Annotated in this window: 16 protein-coding genes; 11 read left to right on the top strand and 5 right to left on the bottom strand. The window is 34.4% G+C overall.

What is annotated here, in order from left to right; all coding sequences use genetic code 11:
• The first annotated feature begins 373 nt into the window (after positions 1 to 373).
• The gene (locus tag ACJMLZ_RS04885) at positions 374 to 553 is read left to right on the top strand and encodes a 4Fe-4S binding protein (protein WP_405304234.1); all 180 of its coding nucleotides are present in this window, start codon (positions 374 to 376) and stop codon (positions 551 to 553) included.
• Between the two features lie 146 nt (positions 554 to 699).
• Here the strand turns inward: ACJMLZ_RS04885 and ACJMLZ_RS04880 are convergent, their stop codons facing one another.
• Both ACJMLZ_RS04880 and ACJMLZ_RS04875 read right to left on the bottom strand, forming a co-directional pair.
• Positions 700 to 1,761 (bottom strand): N-acetylneuraminate synthase family protein, encoded by a 1,062-nt coding sequence (locus ACJMLZ_RS04880; protein WP_405304233.1) that lies wholly within the window; start codon positions 1,759 to 1,761, stop codon positions 700 to 702.
• 1 nt (position 1,762) lies between these two features.
• A complete protein-coding gene (locus ACJMLZ_RS04875; protein WP_405304232.1) occupies positions 1,763 to 3,433 on the bottom strand; it encodes a cytidylyltransferase domain-containing protein in 1,671 nt (556 codons plus the stop codon).
• Between the two features lie 85 nt (positions 3,434 to 3,518).
• Here ACJMLZ_RS04875 and hypD point away from each other — a divergent pair, with 85 nt between their 5' ends.
• Genes hypD through ACJMLZ_RS04860 form a run of 3 tightly spaced genes read left to right on the top strand, consistent with a single transcriptional unit; the run spans position 3,519 to position 6,595 of the window.
• The gene (gene hypD / locus ACJMLZ_RS04870) at positions 3,519 to 4,565 is read left to right on the top strand and encodes a hydrogenase formation protein HypD (RefSeq protein WP_405304231.1); all 1,047 of its coding nucleotides are present in this window, start codon (positions 3,519 to 3,521) and stop codon (positions 4,563 to 4,565) included.
• A gap of 7 nt (positions 4,566 to 4,572) precedes the next feature.
• A complete protein-coding gene (locus tag ACJMLZ_RS04865) occupies positions 4,573 to 5,277 on the top strand; it encodes a phosphoglycolate phosphatase (RefSeq protein ID WP_405304230.1) in 705 nt (234 codons plus the stop codon).
• Between the two features lie 7 nt (positions 5,278 to 5,284).
• Positions 5,285 to 6,595 carry a TldD/PmbA family protein gene (locus ACJMLZ_RS04860; RefSeq protein ID WP_405304229.1) on the top strand — a complete coding sequence of 437 codons (1,311 nt, stop codon included), beginning with the start codon at positions 5,285 to 5,287 and terminating at the stop codon, positions 6,593 to 6,595.
• Positions 6,596 to 6,611: 16 nt separating this feature from the next.
• Here ACJMLZ_RS04860 and ACJMLZ_RS04855 read toward each other — a convergent pair whose 3' ends face one another.
• Genes ACJMLZ_RS04855 through glp form a run of 3 tightly spaced genes read right to left on the bottom strand, consistent with a single transcriptional unit; the run spans position 6,612 to position 8,581 of the window.
• Positions 6,612 to 6,860, bottom strand: coding sequence for a hypothetical protein (locus tag ACJMLZ_RS04855; protein ID WP_405304228.1), 249 nt, complete (start codon positions 6,858 to 6,860; stop codon positions 6,612 to 6,614).
• A 9-nt stretch (positions 6,861 to 6,869) separates the two neighbouring features.
• Complete coding sequence (locus ACJMLZ_RS04850; protein WP_405304227.1) at positions 6,870 to 7,331, bottom strand: GyrI-like domain-containing protein; 462 nt, start codon at positions 7,329 to 7,331, stop codon at positions 6,870 to 6,872.
• Between the two features lie 26 nt (positions 7,332 to 7,357).
• Positions 7,358 to 8,581: a gephyrin-like molybdotransferase Glp gene (gene glp, locus ACJMLZ_RS04845; protein WP_405304226.1), complete on the bottom strand. Its 1,224-nt coding sequence runs from the start codon at positions 8,579 to 8,581 to the stop codon at positions 7,358 to 7,360.
• A 107-nt stretch (positions 8,582 to 8,688) separates the two neighbouring features.
• Between glp and eif1A the strand changes: the two genes are divergently transcribed.
• The 7 genes from eif1A to ACJMLZ_RS04810 all read left to right on the top strand — a co-directional run bounded on the left by eif1A (position 8,689) and on the right by ACJMLZ_RS04810 (position 16,094).
• Positions 8,689 to 8,994, top strand: coding sequence for a translation initiation factor eIF-1A (gene eif1A, locus ACJMLZ_RS04840; protein ID WP_067044464.1), 306 nt, complete (start codon positions 8,689 to 8,691; stop codon positions 8,992 to 8,994).
• A gap of 29 nt (positions 8,995 to 9,023) precedes the next feature.
• The gene (locus ACJMLZ_RS04835) at positions 9,024 to 9,797 is read left to right on the top strand and encodes a serine protein kinase RIO (protein WP_405304225.1); all 774 of its coding nucleotides are present in this window, start codon (positions 9,024 to 9,026) and stop codon (positions 9,795 to 9,797) included.
• A 186-nt stretch (positions 9,798 to 9,983) separates the two neighbouring features.
• Entirely contained in the window at positions 9,984 to 10,601 is a 618-nt protein-coding gene (locus tag ACJMLZ_RS04830; RefSeq protein ID WP_292821458.1) for a KH domain-containing protein, read from the top strand.
• Positions 10,602 to 10,975: 374 nt separating this feature from the next.
• Positions 10,976 to 12,685 (top strand): DNA topoisomerase VI subunit B, encoded by a 1,710-nt coding sequence (top6B, locus tag ACJMLZ_RS04825; protein ID WP_405304224.1) that lies wholly within the window; start codon positions 10,976 to 10,978, stop codon positions 12,683 to 12,685.
• Positions 12,686 to 12,693: 8 nt separating this feature from the next.
• Positions 12,694 to 13,791 carry a DNA topoisomerase IV subunit A gene (locus ACJMLZ_RS04820; protein ID WP_405304223.1) on the top strand — a complete coding sequence of 366 codons (1,098 nt, stop codon included), beginning with the start codon at positions 12,694 to 12,696 and terminating at the stop codon, positions 13,789 to 13,791.
• 102 nt (positions 13,792 to 13,893) lie between these two features.
• On the top strand, positions 13,894 to 14,166 hold the full coding sequence (locus ACJMLZ_RS04815; protein ID WP_405304222.1) for a metal-sensing transcriptional repressor: 273 nt from the start codon (positions 13,894 to 13,896) through the stop codon (positions 14,164 to 14,166).
• A 59-nt stretch (positions 14,167 to 14,225) separates the two neighbouring features.
• Positions 14,226 to 16,094: a heavy metal translocating P-type ATPase gene (locus ACJMLZ_RS04810; protein ID WP_405304221.1), complete on the top strand. Its 1,869-nt coding sequence runs from the start codon at positions 14,226 to 14,228 to the stop codon at positions 16,092 to 16,094.
• Positions 16,095 to 16,105 lie beyond the last annotated feature (11 nt).

The raw sequence follows: 16,105 nt of genomic DNA, 5'->3' as shown, positions 1-16,105 counted from the left end.
ATTGAGGAATTATTGAATAAAATCCGAACCAGTACAATTAAATTAGATTCTGAAACAATTGACAAATGTGCTGTTTTAATTAACAAGTATTCCGCCGATTGTTCTTTAGAAATAATTTAATTTTTCTTTTTTTATTTTTTGAATATATCTTAAATAGTGGAAAAAAGCTGTTTTAATAATCTTAAAATGAATAATGGCAGTTAAATTACACGAAAATACTCTTTTAGAAAATAATGTTAGTTTTAATGGAATGGAAATTCAAGAATTGGCTAACTAAGAAATATGGCATATTCCATATTAAATAAGAAAAATCCATTAAATTAAAATATTAAAAAAATGATAAAACTCTATATAAAAATTTGGAGATTACAAAATGGCTGACATTACAATAAATTTTGAAAAATGCGATGACTGCGGGGATTGTACAGATGTTTGTCCAATGGAAGTATTAATTCTTAAGGATGGCAAATTGACCATTACCGATCCAGAAGAATGCAGTTATTGTGAAACATGTGTTGACATGTGTCCGAATGAGTGCATTAAAATTGATTAAGGGCTATAATGCCTTTAATTTAATTTATTTATTTTTTATCGATTTCGTTAATAATCAACACCCAAGAATAAATAAGAGTTGTGCAGAAGCAAAGGAAGAAGAAATTAACTCTTCAAGACCATACCATAATAGAAATTAAGCACCAATTATTCAAACATTTGAAAATCGATTAATGTATCTTCACAAATATCTACTTTTGCAGTTTTTCCAACAATATTATCCATTTCAGCCGGAGAAATGCCAGTTCCGGGTCTTTTGAATGTAATATCTGCAGAGGAAATAGTTTCCCCTTTTTTAATATTTCTTTTAGCGACAATAGATCTTCTTGTTTCCCTTCTTGCAGAAGATTCGCAGATTAACGGTTGTTTATTTGAACTTCCATTAATTTTTGATAAAAATTCAACATTCTTTCTAAATTTAGAAACATCACCTGAATCCATCGAGTGACAATGGTCATTACCATGCAATGTTTTATCTAATGTGAAATGCTTTTCTAAAATATTGGCTCCGAAATTATAAGCTGTTGTTAAAACCATCATATTTTCATCAGGTTTTGTATGGTCGGAATATCCTATTTCATAATTTGGGAAGTGTTTAGCCAAATCTTTAATCATCAACAAGTTTGCATCTTCATAAGCTGTAGGATAAGATAAAACACAATGCATTACTGCAACATCCACTGTTGATATCTCTTCAATTGCATTTACAGCATCTTTAATCTCTTTCATTGTAGCCGCACCAGTTGAAAGTAGAATAGGCTTATTTTTACTTGCAATGTATTTGATAAATGGAATGTTGGTTAAATCAGAAGAAGAAATTGTATAAACGTCCATAAATTCATCCAAGTAGTCTGCAGAATCAAAATCAAATGGTGTGGACAAAAACATTATCCCCACTTCCCTACAATAATTCGCCAACTCGCGATATTCCTCTACACCGAATTTATCGAATTTTTTAAATAGCTCAAATTGAGATTCGGCAGACTCTTCAGACAAATCCCAATAAGCAGGAGAATTACGGGATGCAATATTTTCCGCCTTATATGATTGAAACTTAACTGCATCAACACCGCATGACTTTGCTTCATCAATCATTAGTTTTACAGCATCAATATCAGATATACCTTCTTTTTTAGCAATATCATAAAAATTAACACCGATTTCGGCAATTAAAAATGGTTTTTTACTGAATATATTCAAAATAAACACCTTATAACTTTTTATTCAATTCAAATTTCCTGTATTCCTCTTTAATAACAGCCCAGATATTTTCAAAACCATTTTTCAAATCGACAGCCAGCATTTTTTGGTTCATTTCTATTCTTTTATCGAAATCGTCAACCAATTCAACAAACTGATTTATGATGTCAACATCATCAACATTTACACCCAAACCCATGTTAATAAATCCATTAGTGCTGCTGCAGAATACATGAGTCAATTCCCTTTCATCCTGACATAAGCAAATTGTAGGAACTCCCAAAGAACATATTTCATACATTTTCTTGCCGGCAGATGTGAAAATTATATCTGCTTTAAACATGAATTCACTAATGTTTGACACATCGGTGTAAACTTGAATAGCAGTATTTGACTCAATTCTAGAAATTAGACCCTCCTTATCAGGATAGCCCACTCCCAAAATTACATTGATGCGCCCTTCATAATTTGTTTTAGTGATTGCATTAATGACCCTTTCTGTGAAATTATTAGGGTCGTTTCCACCAAATGCGATTAGGACATTATCTACGTTTTGAGTGATTATTTTTTCAGGCTGGAAATAAAATTCGTCCTTCAAAATATAATATCTGCGGCCGCTGAAAGTGTGGGCTTCAGACAAATCATGTTCATATAATGAATCGAAAATCACATCAGCAAACTCAGTGCCTGTTCCCAGATCTTCAAAGTTTACAACGAAATAACCTTTAGTCTTCAATTTAAGGACATATTCTACTGAAGTATCTAAAATATCATTAATAACAATTTGAGGCATGTATTGGCCTAACTTATCAAATAAATCATCAGAACCATTATAAACCTCATATGGATAATTATAGCCGCTTACTATGTCAATCCCTAATTTATGAGATTCATCAAGCAATAACAATACATCATGGAAAACCAATTTTGAAGCGATGGACAAACATCTATAAAGATGGTCCTTTCCAATTTCATTGTTAGCGTTTACCACAATAGCTATTCTTTTCTTTTGAAGATAATTTTCAGCCAACCACCACTCTTCATAACTGTCAATATCGATACTTTCTTCTTTTGAAAGTTCAATTAAATCAATATTATCTCCAAGACGTGAAGTTTCATGAACAAAAGCCCGTCTTGTAGCTAAAATGGCACCTGTTTCTTTAAATGATTTTGGCAAATCCTGCTTGCCACTCCTTTCTGAATAAAGTGGGAAGTATCTCTTGCCGCCATCATCATAGCCCCACTTTAAATGCCTATCTTCAACTACAGAAATAACACTGTCAATCGAGAAATCCTCAAATTTTTCAATAGCCCTGTCCAATGTTTCAGGCTTAAGCAATGGAGAAGTAGGTTGGAGAGTGATAACCAAATCATATTCATCAAAAGCCAATTTTTCTTTTTGAATCATTGCATTATAAACAACAGGAGCGAGCGGGACTTCATCACTGGCCAATTCTGAAGAACGCCTAACAACACTTGCTCCGAATTTTTCGGATATCAATGCAATTTCGGAATCGTCAGTAGTTACAACAACATCATCAACATATTTGGATGCCCTAGCAGCACCAATAGAATAAGAAATCAAAGGCCTGTTATTAAGTAACCTAATATTCTTTCGAGGAATCCCTTTAGAACCTCCTCTTGCAGGAATAACTACTAAAATTTTATTATTATTAAACATAACAATCCCTAAAAAATTACAATAAAATTTAATTAATCCAATATTAAATATATTTATAATATAATATTAAATCTTCGGTGTTAAAATGAAAAACATGTCAAAAGAATTATTGGATAGAATAAATAGATTAGCTACACCCGTAAAAATAATGCACGTTTGTGGCTCCCACGAGCATACCATAATGGAAAATGGGATTAGAAGCCTGCTTCCTGACGAAGTGGAAATTGTTGCAGGACCAGGATGTCCAGTATGTGTAGTTCCTTCCCGTGAAATTGATGAAGCATTGGAACTTATCGACAAAGGAGTTACAATAACCACCTTTGGAGATATGTTGAGAGTTCCGGGTTCACATTCTTCACTAGCAGACGCTAAAGCGGAAGGAGGGGATGTTAGAGTAGTTTATGGAATTAATAGGGCTATTGAAATTGCTGAAAAAGAGGACAATGATGTAGTATTTATCGCTGCAGGATTTGAAACTACAGCACCTACAACAGCCGCAGAATTATTGTCCACACCTCCTGAAAACTTCTCAGTACTTTCATGCCACAGACTGATTCCCCCAGCAATTGATTTCTTAATCAATTCCGGCCAAACAAATTTAAATGCATTGATTCAACCGGGACATGTCTGCACAATTATTGGAACAAAACCGTTTGAATATTTCTCAACTGACTTCGGAATACCTCAAGCAGTAGCAGGATTTAACCCATTAGACATATTAATGTCCGTTTACATGATTTTAAGACAAATCCATAACGAAACACCGAAAATAGACAATGAATATAACCGAGCAGTTCGTGAAGAAGGAAACGTCATTGCACAGGACATGATCGATCAGGTATTTGACATAACATCCAGGGAATGGAGAGGATTTCCAAAAATACCAAATTCCATCCTGGAAATTAAAGATGAATTCAGTGAATTCAATGCCCGTGAAAAATATGACATTGAAGTTAAAGATGTCAATGAAGCACCTAAAGGATGTATTTGCGGACCTATATTAAGAGGCCTTGCCCGTCCAGAGGATTGTAAGCTGTTCAGAAATGAATGCAATCCGCTCCACCCAATCGGAGCATGCATGGTAAGTAAAGAAGGAACCTGCAACATAGCACACAGATACTCAAAAAGATAGTGATAAAATGACAATAGAAGCAATTGCTGTTGACATTGACGGAACAATAACCGATGAAAAAAGGCAAATATGCATATCCGCTATTGAAGCCTTAAGAAAAGCGGAAGATGCTGGAATCCCAACAATAATTGTTACAGGAAATGTTGTAAATTATGCCTACGCAACAGAAGTGCTCATCGGATGTAGTGGTGGCCTTGTAGCGGAAAATGGAGGTGTCGTTTTCAAGGAAGGTGAAAACAACAATGCTGTTGAGACATTGGTTGAAAGAGATTTTGTTACATCCGCCGAAAAGCACCTGAAGGAAAAACTAGGTGAAAAATTTGACATGCACGCTTCTCATGACAACATGTACAGATTAACTGAAACCGTATTCTATAAGACAATAGCGCGTGAAGAACTGGAAGATGCTTTAAAAGATTTTGAATACCTGAACGAACTGGAAATTTATGACAGCGGATTTGCACTCCATATAACCGATAAACGAGTGAATAAAGGAACATCACTCAAATATTTATGTGAAAGAAATGGAATAAATATGGAAAATGTGATGGCTATCGGCGACAGTCAGAACGATGAAGATTTCCTAAAGCAAGCTGGTTATAGGATAGCCGTTGGAAATGCTGAAGACAAATTAAAAGAGATTAGTACTTATACCTGCGAAAAGTTCTTTGGGGACGGAGTAGCAGAAGCAATTGAAAAATTTGCATTATAGTGATAATATGTTATATGAAATAGCTGAAACTGCAAAAAAAGAAGTTGAAAATATTTGTGATGCTTACGAAATCTATGTTGATGATGGAAAATCAATTGAACTCGATTCTAGAAAAGAAGAATTAAACTTTGCAAAAGAAGAGATTGAAAAAGGAATTGGAATTCGAGTAATTAAAGATAATAAGGTTGGTTTTGCATTTACTTCAAACCTAGACAAAATATCCCAAACCGCACAACAAGCAGTTGAGAACACTAAATTGAATAAAGTTGATGAAAACTATGCTTTTTCAGAACCAGAAAGCGTAACTGAAGTTAAAAAAGTTTACGACAAGAGATTCAATGACCTGAGCATTGAGGAATATGTTGAAATATTGAAAAATGTTATTTCCAAAGCAAGCGACAGCGGATGTGAAGTGACCGGATCAGGATTCTCCGCAAGTGCTGGAAAATCATTAATCATGAATTCGAATGGAGTTTCCATAGAAAATGAGGGTACTGGATTCGGCATTGGTTTATCAGTAACAATTCAAAAAGAAGGGCAAATCGCAACCGCATATAACTCAACATCTTCAAGATTTTATGACTTGGATGGAGACAAATTAGCTGATGAAGTATGCAATTTAGCTAAAAGTTCTCTTGATACAAAACCTATTGAAACAAATAACTATGATGTGGTTTTAGATTATTACGCTTCCACAGGACTTCTTCAAACATTCTTAAATGCATTTGATGGGGAGAATGTAAGAAGAGGAAGGTCCATTTTAAAAGATAAGATAGGCAGCCAAATAGCCAATCAGACACTTTCAGTCATTGACAATCCACTGCTTGAAAAAGGGATGCATTCAACAAAATGTGATGGCGAAGGAAGCGTTTCCAAATCAACCGATTTAATAAAAGATGGAACCTTAAATTCATTTATTTATGATATCTACACTGCAAACAAAGAAGGAGTGAAAACAACATCCAACGGATACAGAGGAAGCTATTTAACAACACCAATGATTTCACCTTCAAATCTTGAGTTTAAATTCAGCGAAATGAGGGATTTGTCTGAAATCAATAAAGGAGTATTAACAACCAGCGTTTTGGGAGCCCATACTGCAAATCCAATTTCAGGTGACTTTTCAGTAGAAGCAAGCAATGCATTTAAAATAGAAAATGGAGAACTCACCGAACCAATCAATAAGGCAATGATATCCGGAAATATATTTGAGATAATGAAAAAAGTAGAAGGTCTAAACTCCGAAATAAAACAATATGGTTCCTTTATTATTCCAAAATTATTGGTGCATGATTTAAGGGTAATCGGTCAAAATTAAAAAAAGAGAGAAAACATTAAATTTTCTTTAATTTTTCTCTATATCTTTCAATAGAAGATTCACTATAATCTATAGTCAAATAATCTTCCATTAACCTTTTGTTACTTTCAAAATTTTTAATTTTTCTTTTAACAAGATCATCAATGTCCTTATCCAATTTTCTTATTTGATTTTCAAAAGCATATTCTGATTTTCTCATATTGATAGTGGATTTGCGAGAAAGCTTTTTAATTTCTTCATCAATATCAAATTCCTTTTCAGACATGATTTCACCTTACATTTCTATTATAGGTAATTGAATTTCAGTTACGAAATCCTTTTCATCATCACAGTTATGGAAATTCTTTACTAGAACTTCCTTAGGAGAACCGATGATATGATAATTATTCTTTTGAGCAACATCAACCAATTCGGCATAAGTGTCTAAAATATTATCTGTTGGGCCAAAGTGTGTTCCTGATAAAACCTTATTTTCTATCATGTCAACAACACGAATCATATCTTTTTCAGCTGCATCCTCCTTAATTACGATGCTGACATCATATACGGCATCCCCCTGATTCACTTCATGCCTTGGGGAAAAATAAACAACAAAAGGTTCACCTTCATATTCTATTTCTTCAGCATCTACCCAACCCATTATTTTAGAAACTAAAATGCCCAAATCGTCGATTGGACCTTTATAATTAATAACTCCTAATTTTTGTTCCGGAATTACTTTTACTTCATAATCCATAATTACACCTTACATAAACTATAATCTTAATTGAATAAATAAACTTCTACTTCTTCATCCTCTTCCAGCAATTCCACCAATTTAGGAATTTTCACATAACCGTCAGCTGTTGAAAGTGAGAAAATTGCCCCGGAATCCTTAAATATCGGATGAACCTCATTGCCCTCAACTTTTACAAGTTGATACTGCATTCTTCCAACCTGCGAATGAATCCTGCGAGTCATCCTGCCCTTAACTGTTTTTAACTCAAAGTCTTTTTCAATACCTGCAAGTTTAGATAAAGGTTGGGAAACAAATGCGTTGAATATCATTAAAGCAGATACAGGATTTCCCGGAAGACCAATGACCAATTTACCGTCAATTACACCCACTATTGTCGGTTTTCCCGGTTGGACTGAAATTCCATGAATATGAACTTCACCCAATTCATCCAAAACATGTTTTAAGACATCACCAAGTCCGGCAGAAGTTCCGCCTGAACAGAACAATATGTCCACTTCCTTTAAGGATTCGATGATTTTTTCCTTAACTTCATCATAGTTATCCCTCATAACCCCCAGGAATTTGGCGTCGGCACCGCAGGAAATGGCATCGTTTTTAATCATCCCTCCGTTTACATCATAGATTTTTCCATATTCCAGTTCTTCGCCTTGAAGAGTGATTTCATTTCCGGAAGAGACTATACCGGCAGTGGGTTTCTTGTAAACTTCAATTGTTTCGAATCCCTGTGAGAGCAAAACACCAATTTTACCAGGATTTAAAAAGTCTCCTTTTTTAAGTATCAATTTACCTTCTTCGATGTCAGAACCTTTTTTAGCCACATCCTGTGATGGGGTGGCAGTAGTCAATAGATTAACCTTATCATCAAATTTTTCGGCATACTCAACCATCACAACAGCTTCCGCACCTTCAGGCATTGCCGCACCTGTACTTATTTCGATGCATTTTCCTTTTTCAACTTTTTTATCGGTAGTTGATCCGGCTTCCAAAAAGTCAATAACCTCCAAAGTATTTGGAGACTCTTCGGAAGCACCAAAACTATCACTTGAAAGAATGGCAAAGCCATCTTTTAGTGCCTTGTCAAATGGTGGGAAGTCCATTCTTGAGTAAACGTCTTCAAATAGTATTCTTCCGTAAGATTCACTGACATCAATCTCTTCACTTTGAGGTTTTAGATTATCATCGAATAATTTTTGAATAATATCAATTGCTTCATCGCATTCTTTAATTTTTAAAAATTCAGTTCCCATAATACCCCTTTTATATAAAATCCAATAAATTAATATATAATATATCAATAAATATATAAATAATTTAATCTTATGGAGAAAAGTATTATTATTTTGGAGGAGAGTATTTGTCTAAGCCTAATCAAAACCAACAACAAGAGTATAGAAGGGTGAGAACTCCTAAAAAAGGAGAAATACCTGGAGTGGTTGAACAAATTATGGGGCACGGAAAATTAAAAGTTCGTTGTGCTGATGGAAATATTAGAATGACCAGAATCCCTGGAAAAATGAAAAAACGTATTTGGATTCGTGAGGGGGACGTTATCCTTGTAAAACCTTGGGATTTCCAAGCTGATGAGAAAGCCGATGTAATTTGGAGATACACAAAAACAGAATCCAATTGGCTTGAAAGAAAAGGCTACCTTAAAATGTAAGCCTTTCATAACTTATTTTTTTGATTTAAATGGATAGAAAAGTAGCTAAAGCAGATGCAAAATACCAAAAATTACATTCACAAAAAAGAAAAAAGGACAGCTCCGATAGAAAGGTCGGGAATGAAATTTTTGATAAATTAACTTTAGAAACTTTATATAAACTTGCTAATCAAGGCTACATTGATATCCTAAATGGAGCAATAAGTACCGGTAAAGAAGCCAATGTGCTTACCGGAATTACCGATGATAAAAAATTTGTAGCTGTTAAAATCTATAGAATAGCTACTTCTGATTTTAAAAAAATGGACTATTACCTTAAAGGAGATCCGAGATTTAACATTAAAACTAAAAACAAAAGAAAAATCATCTATTCCTGGGTTACAAAAGAGTTTAAAAACTTAACTAGATTAAAAACTGCAGGAGTCAATGTTCCTAAACCTATAACAAGTTCCAACAATGTTTTAATTATTGAATTTATTGGAGATGAAGACGGCAATCCTGCCCAACCTGTGAGAAACCAACCGCCACAGAATCCCGAAGAATTCTTCAATAAGCTGCTCGTGCAGCTAAAGCTGTTTGTAAATGAGGCAAAATTGGTTCACGGCGATTTGTCCAATTACAACATTTTAAATTTAAATGAAGAACCTATTATAATCGACGTTTCACAATCTGTGGTTTTAGATAATCCGATTTCTAAAGAATTGCTTGAAAGAGACATTAACACTCTTGTTCGTGAGTACACTAAATTAGGTGTGAAAACTAGTTTTGAAGAAATTTGGGAATATGTCTCACCAAAGTTTTAGACTAATCCTAAAACATGAATTCTTAAAAAAAAAAAGAAAAAACATCAACTACCGTAACCGGAATATAATCCCAATTCCAATGAAAATATTTAAAAATAATAAAACTCTAAAATCTAACTACTTTGTAGAAATTATTATATAAAATTGATTAAATAACTAATTATTAATTAACAAAAAGGTGATAAAATGCCAGAAACAGATTATTTGAAAATACCTCAAAACAGAGTAGGGGCATTGATTGGAAGCAATGGTAAAGTAAAAAAATCCATTGAAAACATAACTGGAACCATCCTAGATATTGACAGTGACGATGGAACCGTTTATATTACACCTAGCGAAAATATGGAAGATCCATTGGGAGTATGGAATGCAAATCATATAGTTAAGGCTATAGCCCGCGGGTTTAACCCAGAAGTTGCGCTTAAATTAATCAGTGATGACATTTATTTAGAAGTAATTAGCTTACCATTATACATCGGCAAATCCAAAAAGGCCCTTGCAAGACATAAAGGCAGAATCATTGGAAAAGATGGAAAAACACGTGAAATAATTATGGAAATGGCTGAAGTTGACATGGCCGTTTATGGGAAAACCGTTTCATTGATTGGTGAAATGGACAACATCATGATTGCAAAGGAAGCCATTGAAATGATTTTAAACGGATCTAGACACAAATCCGTTTACGGATTTTTAGAACATAAAAAAGAAACATTGAAAATGAAAGAATTTAAAGATCTTGTCGGAATCGAAGATGATAAAATCGAATTCAAAGACGGAATCGATTTTGATGAAAAGGACTATTAGGAGTATTAACTCCTAAAACTTATTTTTTAACCACTTTACATACCCTTGCCATTATTTCTTATTGAAACACAATGAATATATCCATTGAAAAATTCATGATAAAATCAATATTGAAAAAATCCTATTAATTTAATGATAAATTACTATAATAATTCTATCAAATATGGCAAAGCATTATATACATTAACCAATATATATAGATAACATAGTAAAAATACTATATTTTCTTTATGTTTTAAAATTATTATTTTACCATATATTAAGCAAGTTAGATAGGGCACCGTGAAAATATTACTTTGCAAATGCTCTCTCACTTAACTTAAATATTGTCATCTTAATAAACATAAACATATAAATTTCGAAGGAGGAAAATTTTGTCACAACAAGAACCGGGACTCGATTGGAGAAATGATTTCAAGAACTTGACTCCATCAGAGTTCTTTAGAAAAAACAAACAGATGTTGGGATTTACTGGAAAAATCCGTTCTTTAACAATTGTTTTCCACGAATTGATTACAAACAGTTTTGATGCAGCTGAAGAATCAGGAATACTTCCAGAAATCGACATCGAATTAAAAAGAATAGATAAAGAACACTATATTCTCAGACACAAGGATAACGGTCCGGGTATTCCTGAAGACTATGTGATGAGAGTATACTGTAGTATGTTTGCAGGATCCAAATTCAGAAACATCCAATCTAGAGGACAACAAGGTTTAGGATGTAGTGGATGTGTACTTTTATCCCAAATGACAACTGGTAAGCCAGCTCGTGTAATTTCATGTTATAAAGAGGGCAATGAAATTAAAGGGGTAAAAATGAAGTTCCAAATGGATGTTAAAAACAATAGGGGAATCCTAATGGAACGTGAGGATTATCCTGCTGAAAGTACTGGAGTTTGTATTGAATTACAATTTAAAGAAGTTTCCTACTCCATGGCAGAACAAGGTGCATTCGAGTACATCAGAAGAACCATGATTGGAAACCCTCATGCAAAAATTACATTCAGAGACCCATCCGGACACAAATATATCTTCAAAAGAGCTGCAGATATTGTCCCAATACTTCCAAAAGAAGTGTTGCCACACCCTAAAGGTGTAAGTGCTGACGATATAATGACAATGGCTCAAAATACTGACAGTAGAAGATATAAAAGTATGTTGACTTCATCCCTCTCCAGAATGTCTGCCAAAAGAGTAGATGAAATTGCAGAAATGACCGGAATTGACATGAACAAACGTCCAAAAGCAATGACATTTGCCGAAGCGGAAGCAATCGTACATTGCTTCAAGAAAATGAAATTCATGGCCCCTCCAACAGATGGACTTATACCAATCGGATCTGAGCAAATCGAAAAAGGTATGAAACAAATCCTCAAACCAGAATTTGTTGCAACCATTACAAGAAAACCTGTGACCTACAGCGGAGGTGTTTCATTCATTATTGAAGCTGGTCTTGCCTATGGTGGAGAAGCGGGCAGAGTAGTGAATGAACAGAGAAAATCAGAAATTATGAGATTTGCTAACAGAGTTCCATTGACTTTCGACGCGGGAAGCTGTGCTATTACTGAAGCTTTAAAAAGTATCGATTGGAAACGTTACGGTCTTAGAGACTTAGACAATACTCCATTAACCTTATTTGTGAATATTATCTCAACACAAGTTCCATACCTCTCAACAGGTAAACAAAGTGTATCTCCAGAACCGGAAATTGTTCATGAAATAAGACAAGCAACCATGAAATTAGCTCGTAAACTCCAAAAACATTTAAGAGCTAAGAAAGCTGCAAAAGAAAAGGAAAAACGTTCAAAAGTATTTGAAGAATATGTTCCGGTTATAATCGAAGAAGCTGCAAAACTTGGTGAAACTGGAGTTCCAGAATACCAGGAAGTATTGGCCAAAGTTACCAAAAGAGCCCTTGCTGAATTACTCGGTGAAAATGTCGAGGAAGAAGAGGAAGAAGAAGAACTTGATGCACTCATCATGGAAGAAGTTGATGAATTTGGACATGCCGTCGAAAGGGGCAATTCAACATTAGACAGCTTCATGGATGATGAAGATGAAGACGAGGAACCAGAGGAATAGGTGATTAAATGACTGAAGTAAAACAAGAAGGCAAATCCCATAAGGAAAAAAGGAAAGAATACACCTACAACAAACTTAAAGGATTAGGCCAGGAAATCATTGAAGAAATTGAAAAGCAAAAAGTTCCTAGCATAAGAGTTCCATCCAGAGGTACTGGAAACATTGTTTATGATGACGCAAAAAGATACTACGTATTAGGTGACAGATACGGAAGAAGATCTTTAGGTAATGTGAAACAAATCAGAAAACTGGGCCAGATGGTTTATGTGGCTAATTTCTGTAAAGATTTAGTTGCAAGAGATAAAACCGCTACCATCAGGGAAATGTATTATGTTTCTGAAGGTTGGGGAATAAGCTTTAAAACACAACAGGAATCAAACATTGTTGGAGAAGACTTGGAAGTGACTCTCGGGACTACACGTGAAGATTTAGGATTAATGCCAGAAGAAGACGGCGCATCCGTATACGGGGACATTACCCTATTTGATGAAACGGAAATCAATGCTTCAAAAATGGGTAAATCAGGATATACTATCTCACCAACAATTGACCAAGTGGACTTCCTCGACTATAATGTTGATAAAGTATTGGCAGTGGAAACCATGGGAATGTTTCACAGGCTAGTGCAGGAAAATGCACACAAAAGATTTAACTGTTTGATTGTTGGACTTAAAGGACAGGCAGCTCGTGCTACAAGAAGATTCATCAAAAGAGTTAATGAAGAACTTGACCTGCCCGTTTATATTTGTAACGACGGAGACCCTTGGGGATTCCACATTGCACAGGTAATTATTTCCGGAAGTGCAAAATTAGCTCACGTAAATAGGGATCTTGCAACTCCAGATGCTAAATTCATTGGAGTAACCGCATCCGATATCATCAACTATGACTTGCCAACAGACAAACTCAAAGATGTTGACGTCATGAGATTGAAAGAGCTTTCCAAAGACCCAAGGTATAAAAATGATTTCTGGCAAACCGAAATTAAAAAGATGCTTAAAATCGGTAAAAAAGCAGAACAGCAATCTTTCTCAAAATATGGGTTAGAATACGTAGTTGATGAGTATTTCCCAGCTAAATTTGAGGAAATGGAAAATCAAGCATAAGCTTGAAATTTTCCTCCTTCTTTTTTTATTTTTTAATGAAAATCAAAATATTTATATACTACTTTTATAATATATACCCTTACAGGTATAGGTTGTGTTATTTTGAAAGAATGTATGGATAGCGAAAATTTACATAGAAGACTTAAAAAAATCATCGGCCAAATTAATGCTATTGATCGAATGATTGATGATGATATCCCATGTGAACAGATATTAATGCAAATAAATGCATCAAAATCTGCACTGCATAAGGTTGGACACATCATCGTTGAAGGCCATCTTGAACACTGCGTTAAAACAGCAATCGAAGAAGGCGACTCAGATGATGCCTTAAGTGATATTGCATCAATTTTGGAATACTACTCTAGACTTTAATTTTTTTTAAAATAACATATATACCAATAGGGGTATGCCTATCCTAAGGGGTGTTTAAAATGAATTTTAGAAAAGATCAAAAACGAGATATAGTACTCATAATAATATCCGCAATAAGTTTAATTGGAAGTTTCACCTTATCTCTTGACTATCTTTCATGGATAGCAGTTATACTCTGTGGAATACCAATATTTAAAGAATGTGCAGAAGGTTTAATTACCGAATTCGATTTAAAAACAGATTTGCTGGTTTCACTTGCAATCATAGCATCAATAATAATTGGTGAGGTATTTGCGGCAGGTGAAATTGCAACCATTATGGCAATAGGAGGATTCTTAGAAGAATTCACCGTATCCAGAACACAAGGAAGAATTAAAGAACTTGTAAAACTTACACCTCAAGTTGCAACAAGAATTAAAAACGGAAAAGAAGAAAAAATATCTGTCGAAAAAGTACAAGTCGGAGATATCTTAAAAGTACTCCCTGGTGAAAGCATTCCAACTGATGGAAGAATCATAAGCGGTCAAACTGCCATTGACCAATCCACATTGACTGGGGAGTCCTTACCTGTTGATAAGGAATTCGGTGATGAAGTATACAGCGGAACAATAAACCTCTATGGGTCATTTACAATGGAAACCACAAAAGTAAGTGAAAACAGTTCACTGCAAAAATTGATCAAATTGGTTGAGTCCTCTTCACCTGAAAATGCAAAAATAGTCAGAGCCGCAGACAAATGGGCGACAATGATAGTGGTAATTGCATTTATAGCCGCCCTACTCACTTACCTAGTCACCTTTGAAATAACAAGATCAGTCACAATACTGGTGGTTTTCTGCCCATGTGCACTGGTATTGGCTACACCAACAGCAATTATGGCTGCAATTGGAAATTTGACAAAATATGGAATTTTGGTAAAGGATGGAGAATCCATTGAAGAATTGGCAAAAATTGATGAAATAGTGTTTGACAAGACAGGAACTTTAACATATGGAACACCAAATGTAGTAAACATTCTTTCACGTGACGAGAGCGAAATGATGTATTTGCTTGCATCTCTTGAATCCAAATCTGAACACCCCCTAGCTAAAGCTATTGTAAACTATTATGATAGTGACGAGCTAGCTCAAGTAGACGATTTTAAAATAGAAATCGGAAAAGGAATAAGCGGGACAATAGAAGGTTCTAAAATAATTGCAGGAAATAAAAAGTTTTTAGAATCAGAAAATATCCCCTTAAAATATAATCAAAAAATAAAAAGTGGAGAAATAGAACTCTTTGTTGCAAAAGAATCCGAAGTTATCGGCAAGATTGTGCTTGCCGATGCTTTACGTGATGATGCAAAACAAACAATTAAAAAATTAAAATCCTTAAGAATCAGAATAGCATTGCTTACAGGAGACAACGAGGAAACAGGAAAACACATCGCAAAACAGGCCAACATTATAAAGGTAAGATGTAATTGTTTGCCTGAAGACAAAACAGAATACATAAAACAAGAACAAATAAAAGGAAATAAGATTGCAATGATTGGGGATGGAATTAACGATGCTCCATCTCTCAAAAAGGCAAATGTTGGAATTGCAATGGGTTCAATGGGAAGTGATATTTCAGTTGAAGCGGCAAATATTGCCTTAATAAAAGACAATATTAAAGACCTGCCCCATTTAATAGGAATATCCCGAAAAACCATTCAAACAATAAACCTCAATATTGGATTTGCATTGCTTTTAAACATTGCAGCAATGCTTTTGGCAATTTTAGGAATTTTAAATCCCATTGAAGGAGCCCTGATTCATAACATTGGATCCGTGATTGTAATCCTGTACTCATCCACATTAGTCAGGTATAAACTATCAGATAAACCCTTCAAAAGGGCTAAAAAATTAGGCATAACTAAAAGTTTAAATAAGCTGATGACATATTAATTAACAAGGTG

The sequence above is a fragment of the Methanobrevibacter sp. genome (assembly GCF_045126245.1).
Lineage (GTDB): Archaea > Methanobacteriota > Methanobacteria > Methanobacteriales > Methanobacteriaceae > Methanocatella.
This window is presented reverse-complemented; position numbering and strand designations above follow the sequence as displayed.

What these genes read in the sequence shown, in the direction of transcription:
- ACJMLZ_RS04885 (WP_405304234.1), top strand. Translation starts at nt 374, where the DNA reads ATGGCTGACATTACAATAAATTTTGAAAAATGCGATGACTGCGGGGAT.
- ACJMLZ_RS04875 (WP_405304232.1), bottom strand. Translation starts at nt 3,433, where the DNA reads ATGTTTAATAATAATAAAATTTTAGTAGTTATTCCTGCAAGAGGAGGT.
- hypD (WP_405304231.1), top strand. Translation starts at nt 3,519, where the DNA reads ATGAAAAACATGTCAAAAGAATTATTGGATAGAATAAATAGATTAGCT.
- ACJMLZ_RS04865 (WP_405304230.1), top strand. Translation starts at nt 4,573, where the DNA reads ATGACAATAGAAGCAATTGCTGTTGACATTGACGGAACAATAACCGAT.
- ACJMLZ_RS04860 (WP_405304229.1), top strand. Translation starts at nt 5,285, where the DNA reads ATGTTATATGAAATAGCTGAAACTGCAAAAAAAGAAGTTGAAAATATT.
- ACJMLZ_RS04855 (WP_405304228.1), bottom strand. Translation starts at nt 6,860, where the DNA reads ATGTCTGAAAAGGAATTTGATATTGATGAAGAAATTAAAAAGCTTTCT.
- ACJMLZ_RS04850 (WP_405304227.1), bottom strand. Translation starts at nt 7,331, where the DNA reads ATGGATTATGAAGTAAAAGTAATTCCGGAACAAAAATTAGGAGTTATT.
- glp (WP_405304226.1), bottom strand. Translation starts at nt 8,581, where the DNA reads ATGGGAACTGAATTTTTAAAAATTAAAGAATGCGATGAAGCAATTGAT.
- ACJMLZ_RS04835 (WP_405304225.1), top strand. Translation starts at nt 9,024, where the DNA reads ATGGATAGAAAAGTAGCTAAAGCAGATGCAAAATACCAAAAATTACAT.
- ACJMLZ_RS04830 (WP_292821458.1), top strand. Translation starts at nt 9,984, where the DNA reads ATGCCAGAAACAGATTATTTGAAAATACCTCAAAACAGAGTAGGGGCA.
- ACJMLZ_RS04820 (WP_405304223.1), top strand. Translation starts at nt 12,694, where the DNA reads ATGACTGAAGTAAAACAAGAAGGCAAATCCCATAAGGAAAAAAGGAAA.
- ACJMLZ_RS04810 (WP_405304221.1), top strand. Translation starts at nt 14,226, where the DNA reads ATGAATTTTAGAAAAGATCAAAAACGAGATATAGTACTCATAATAATA.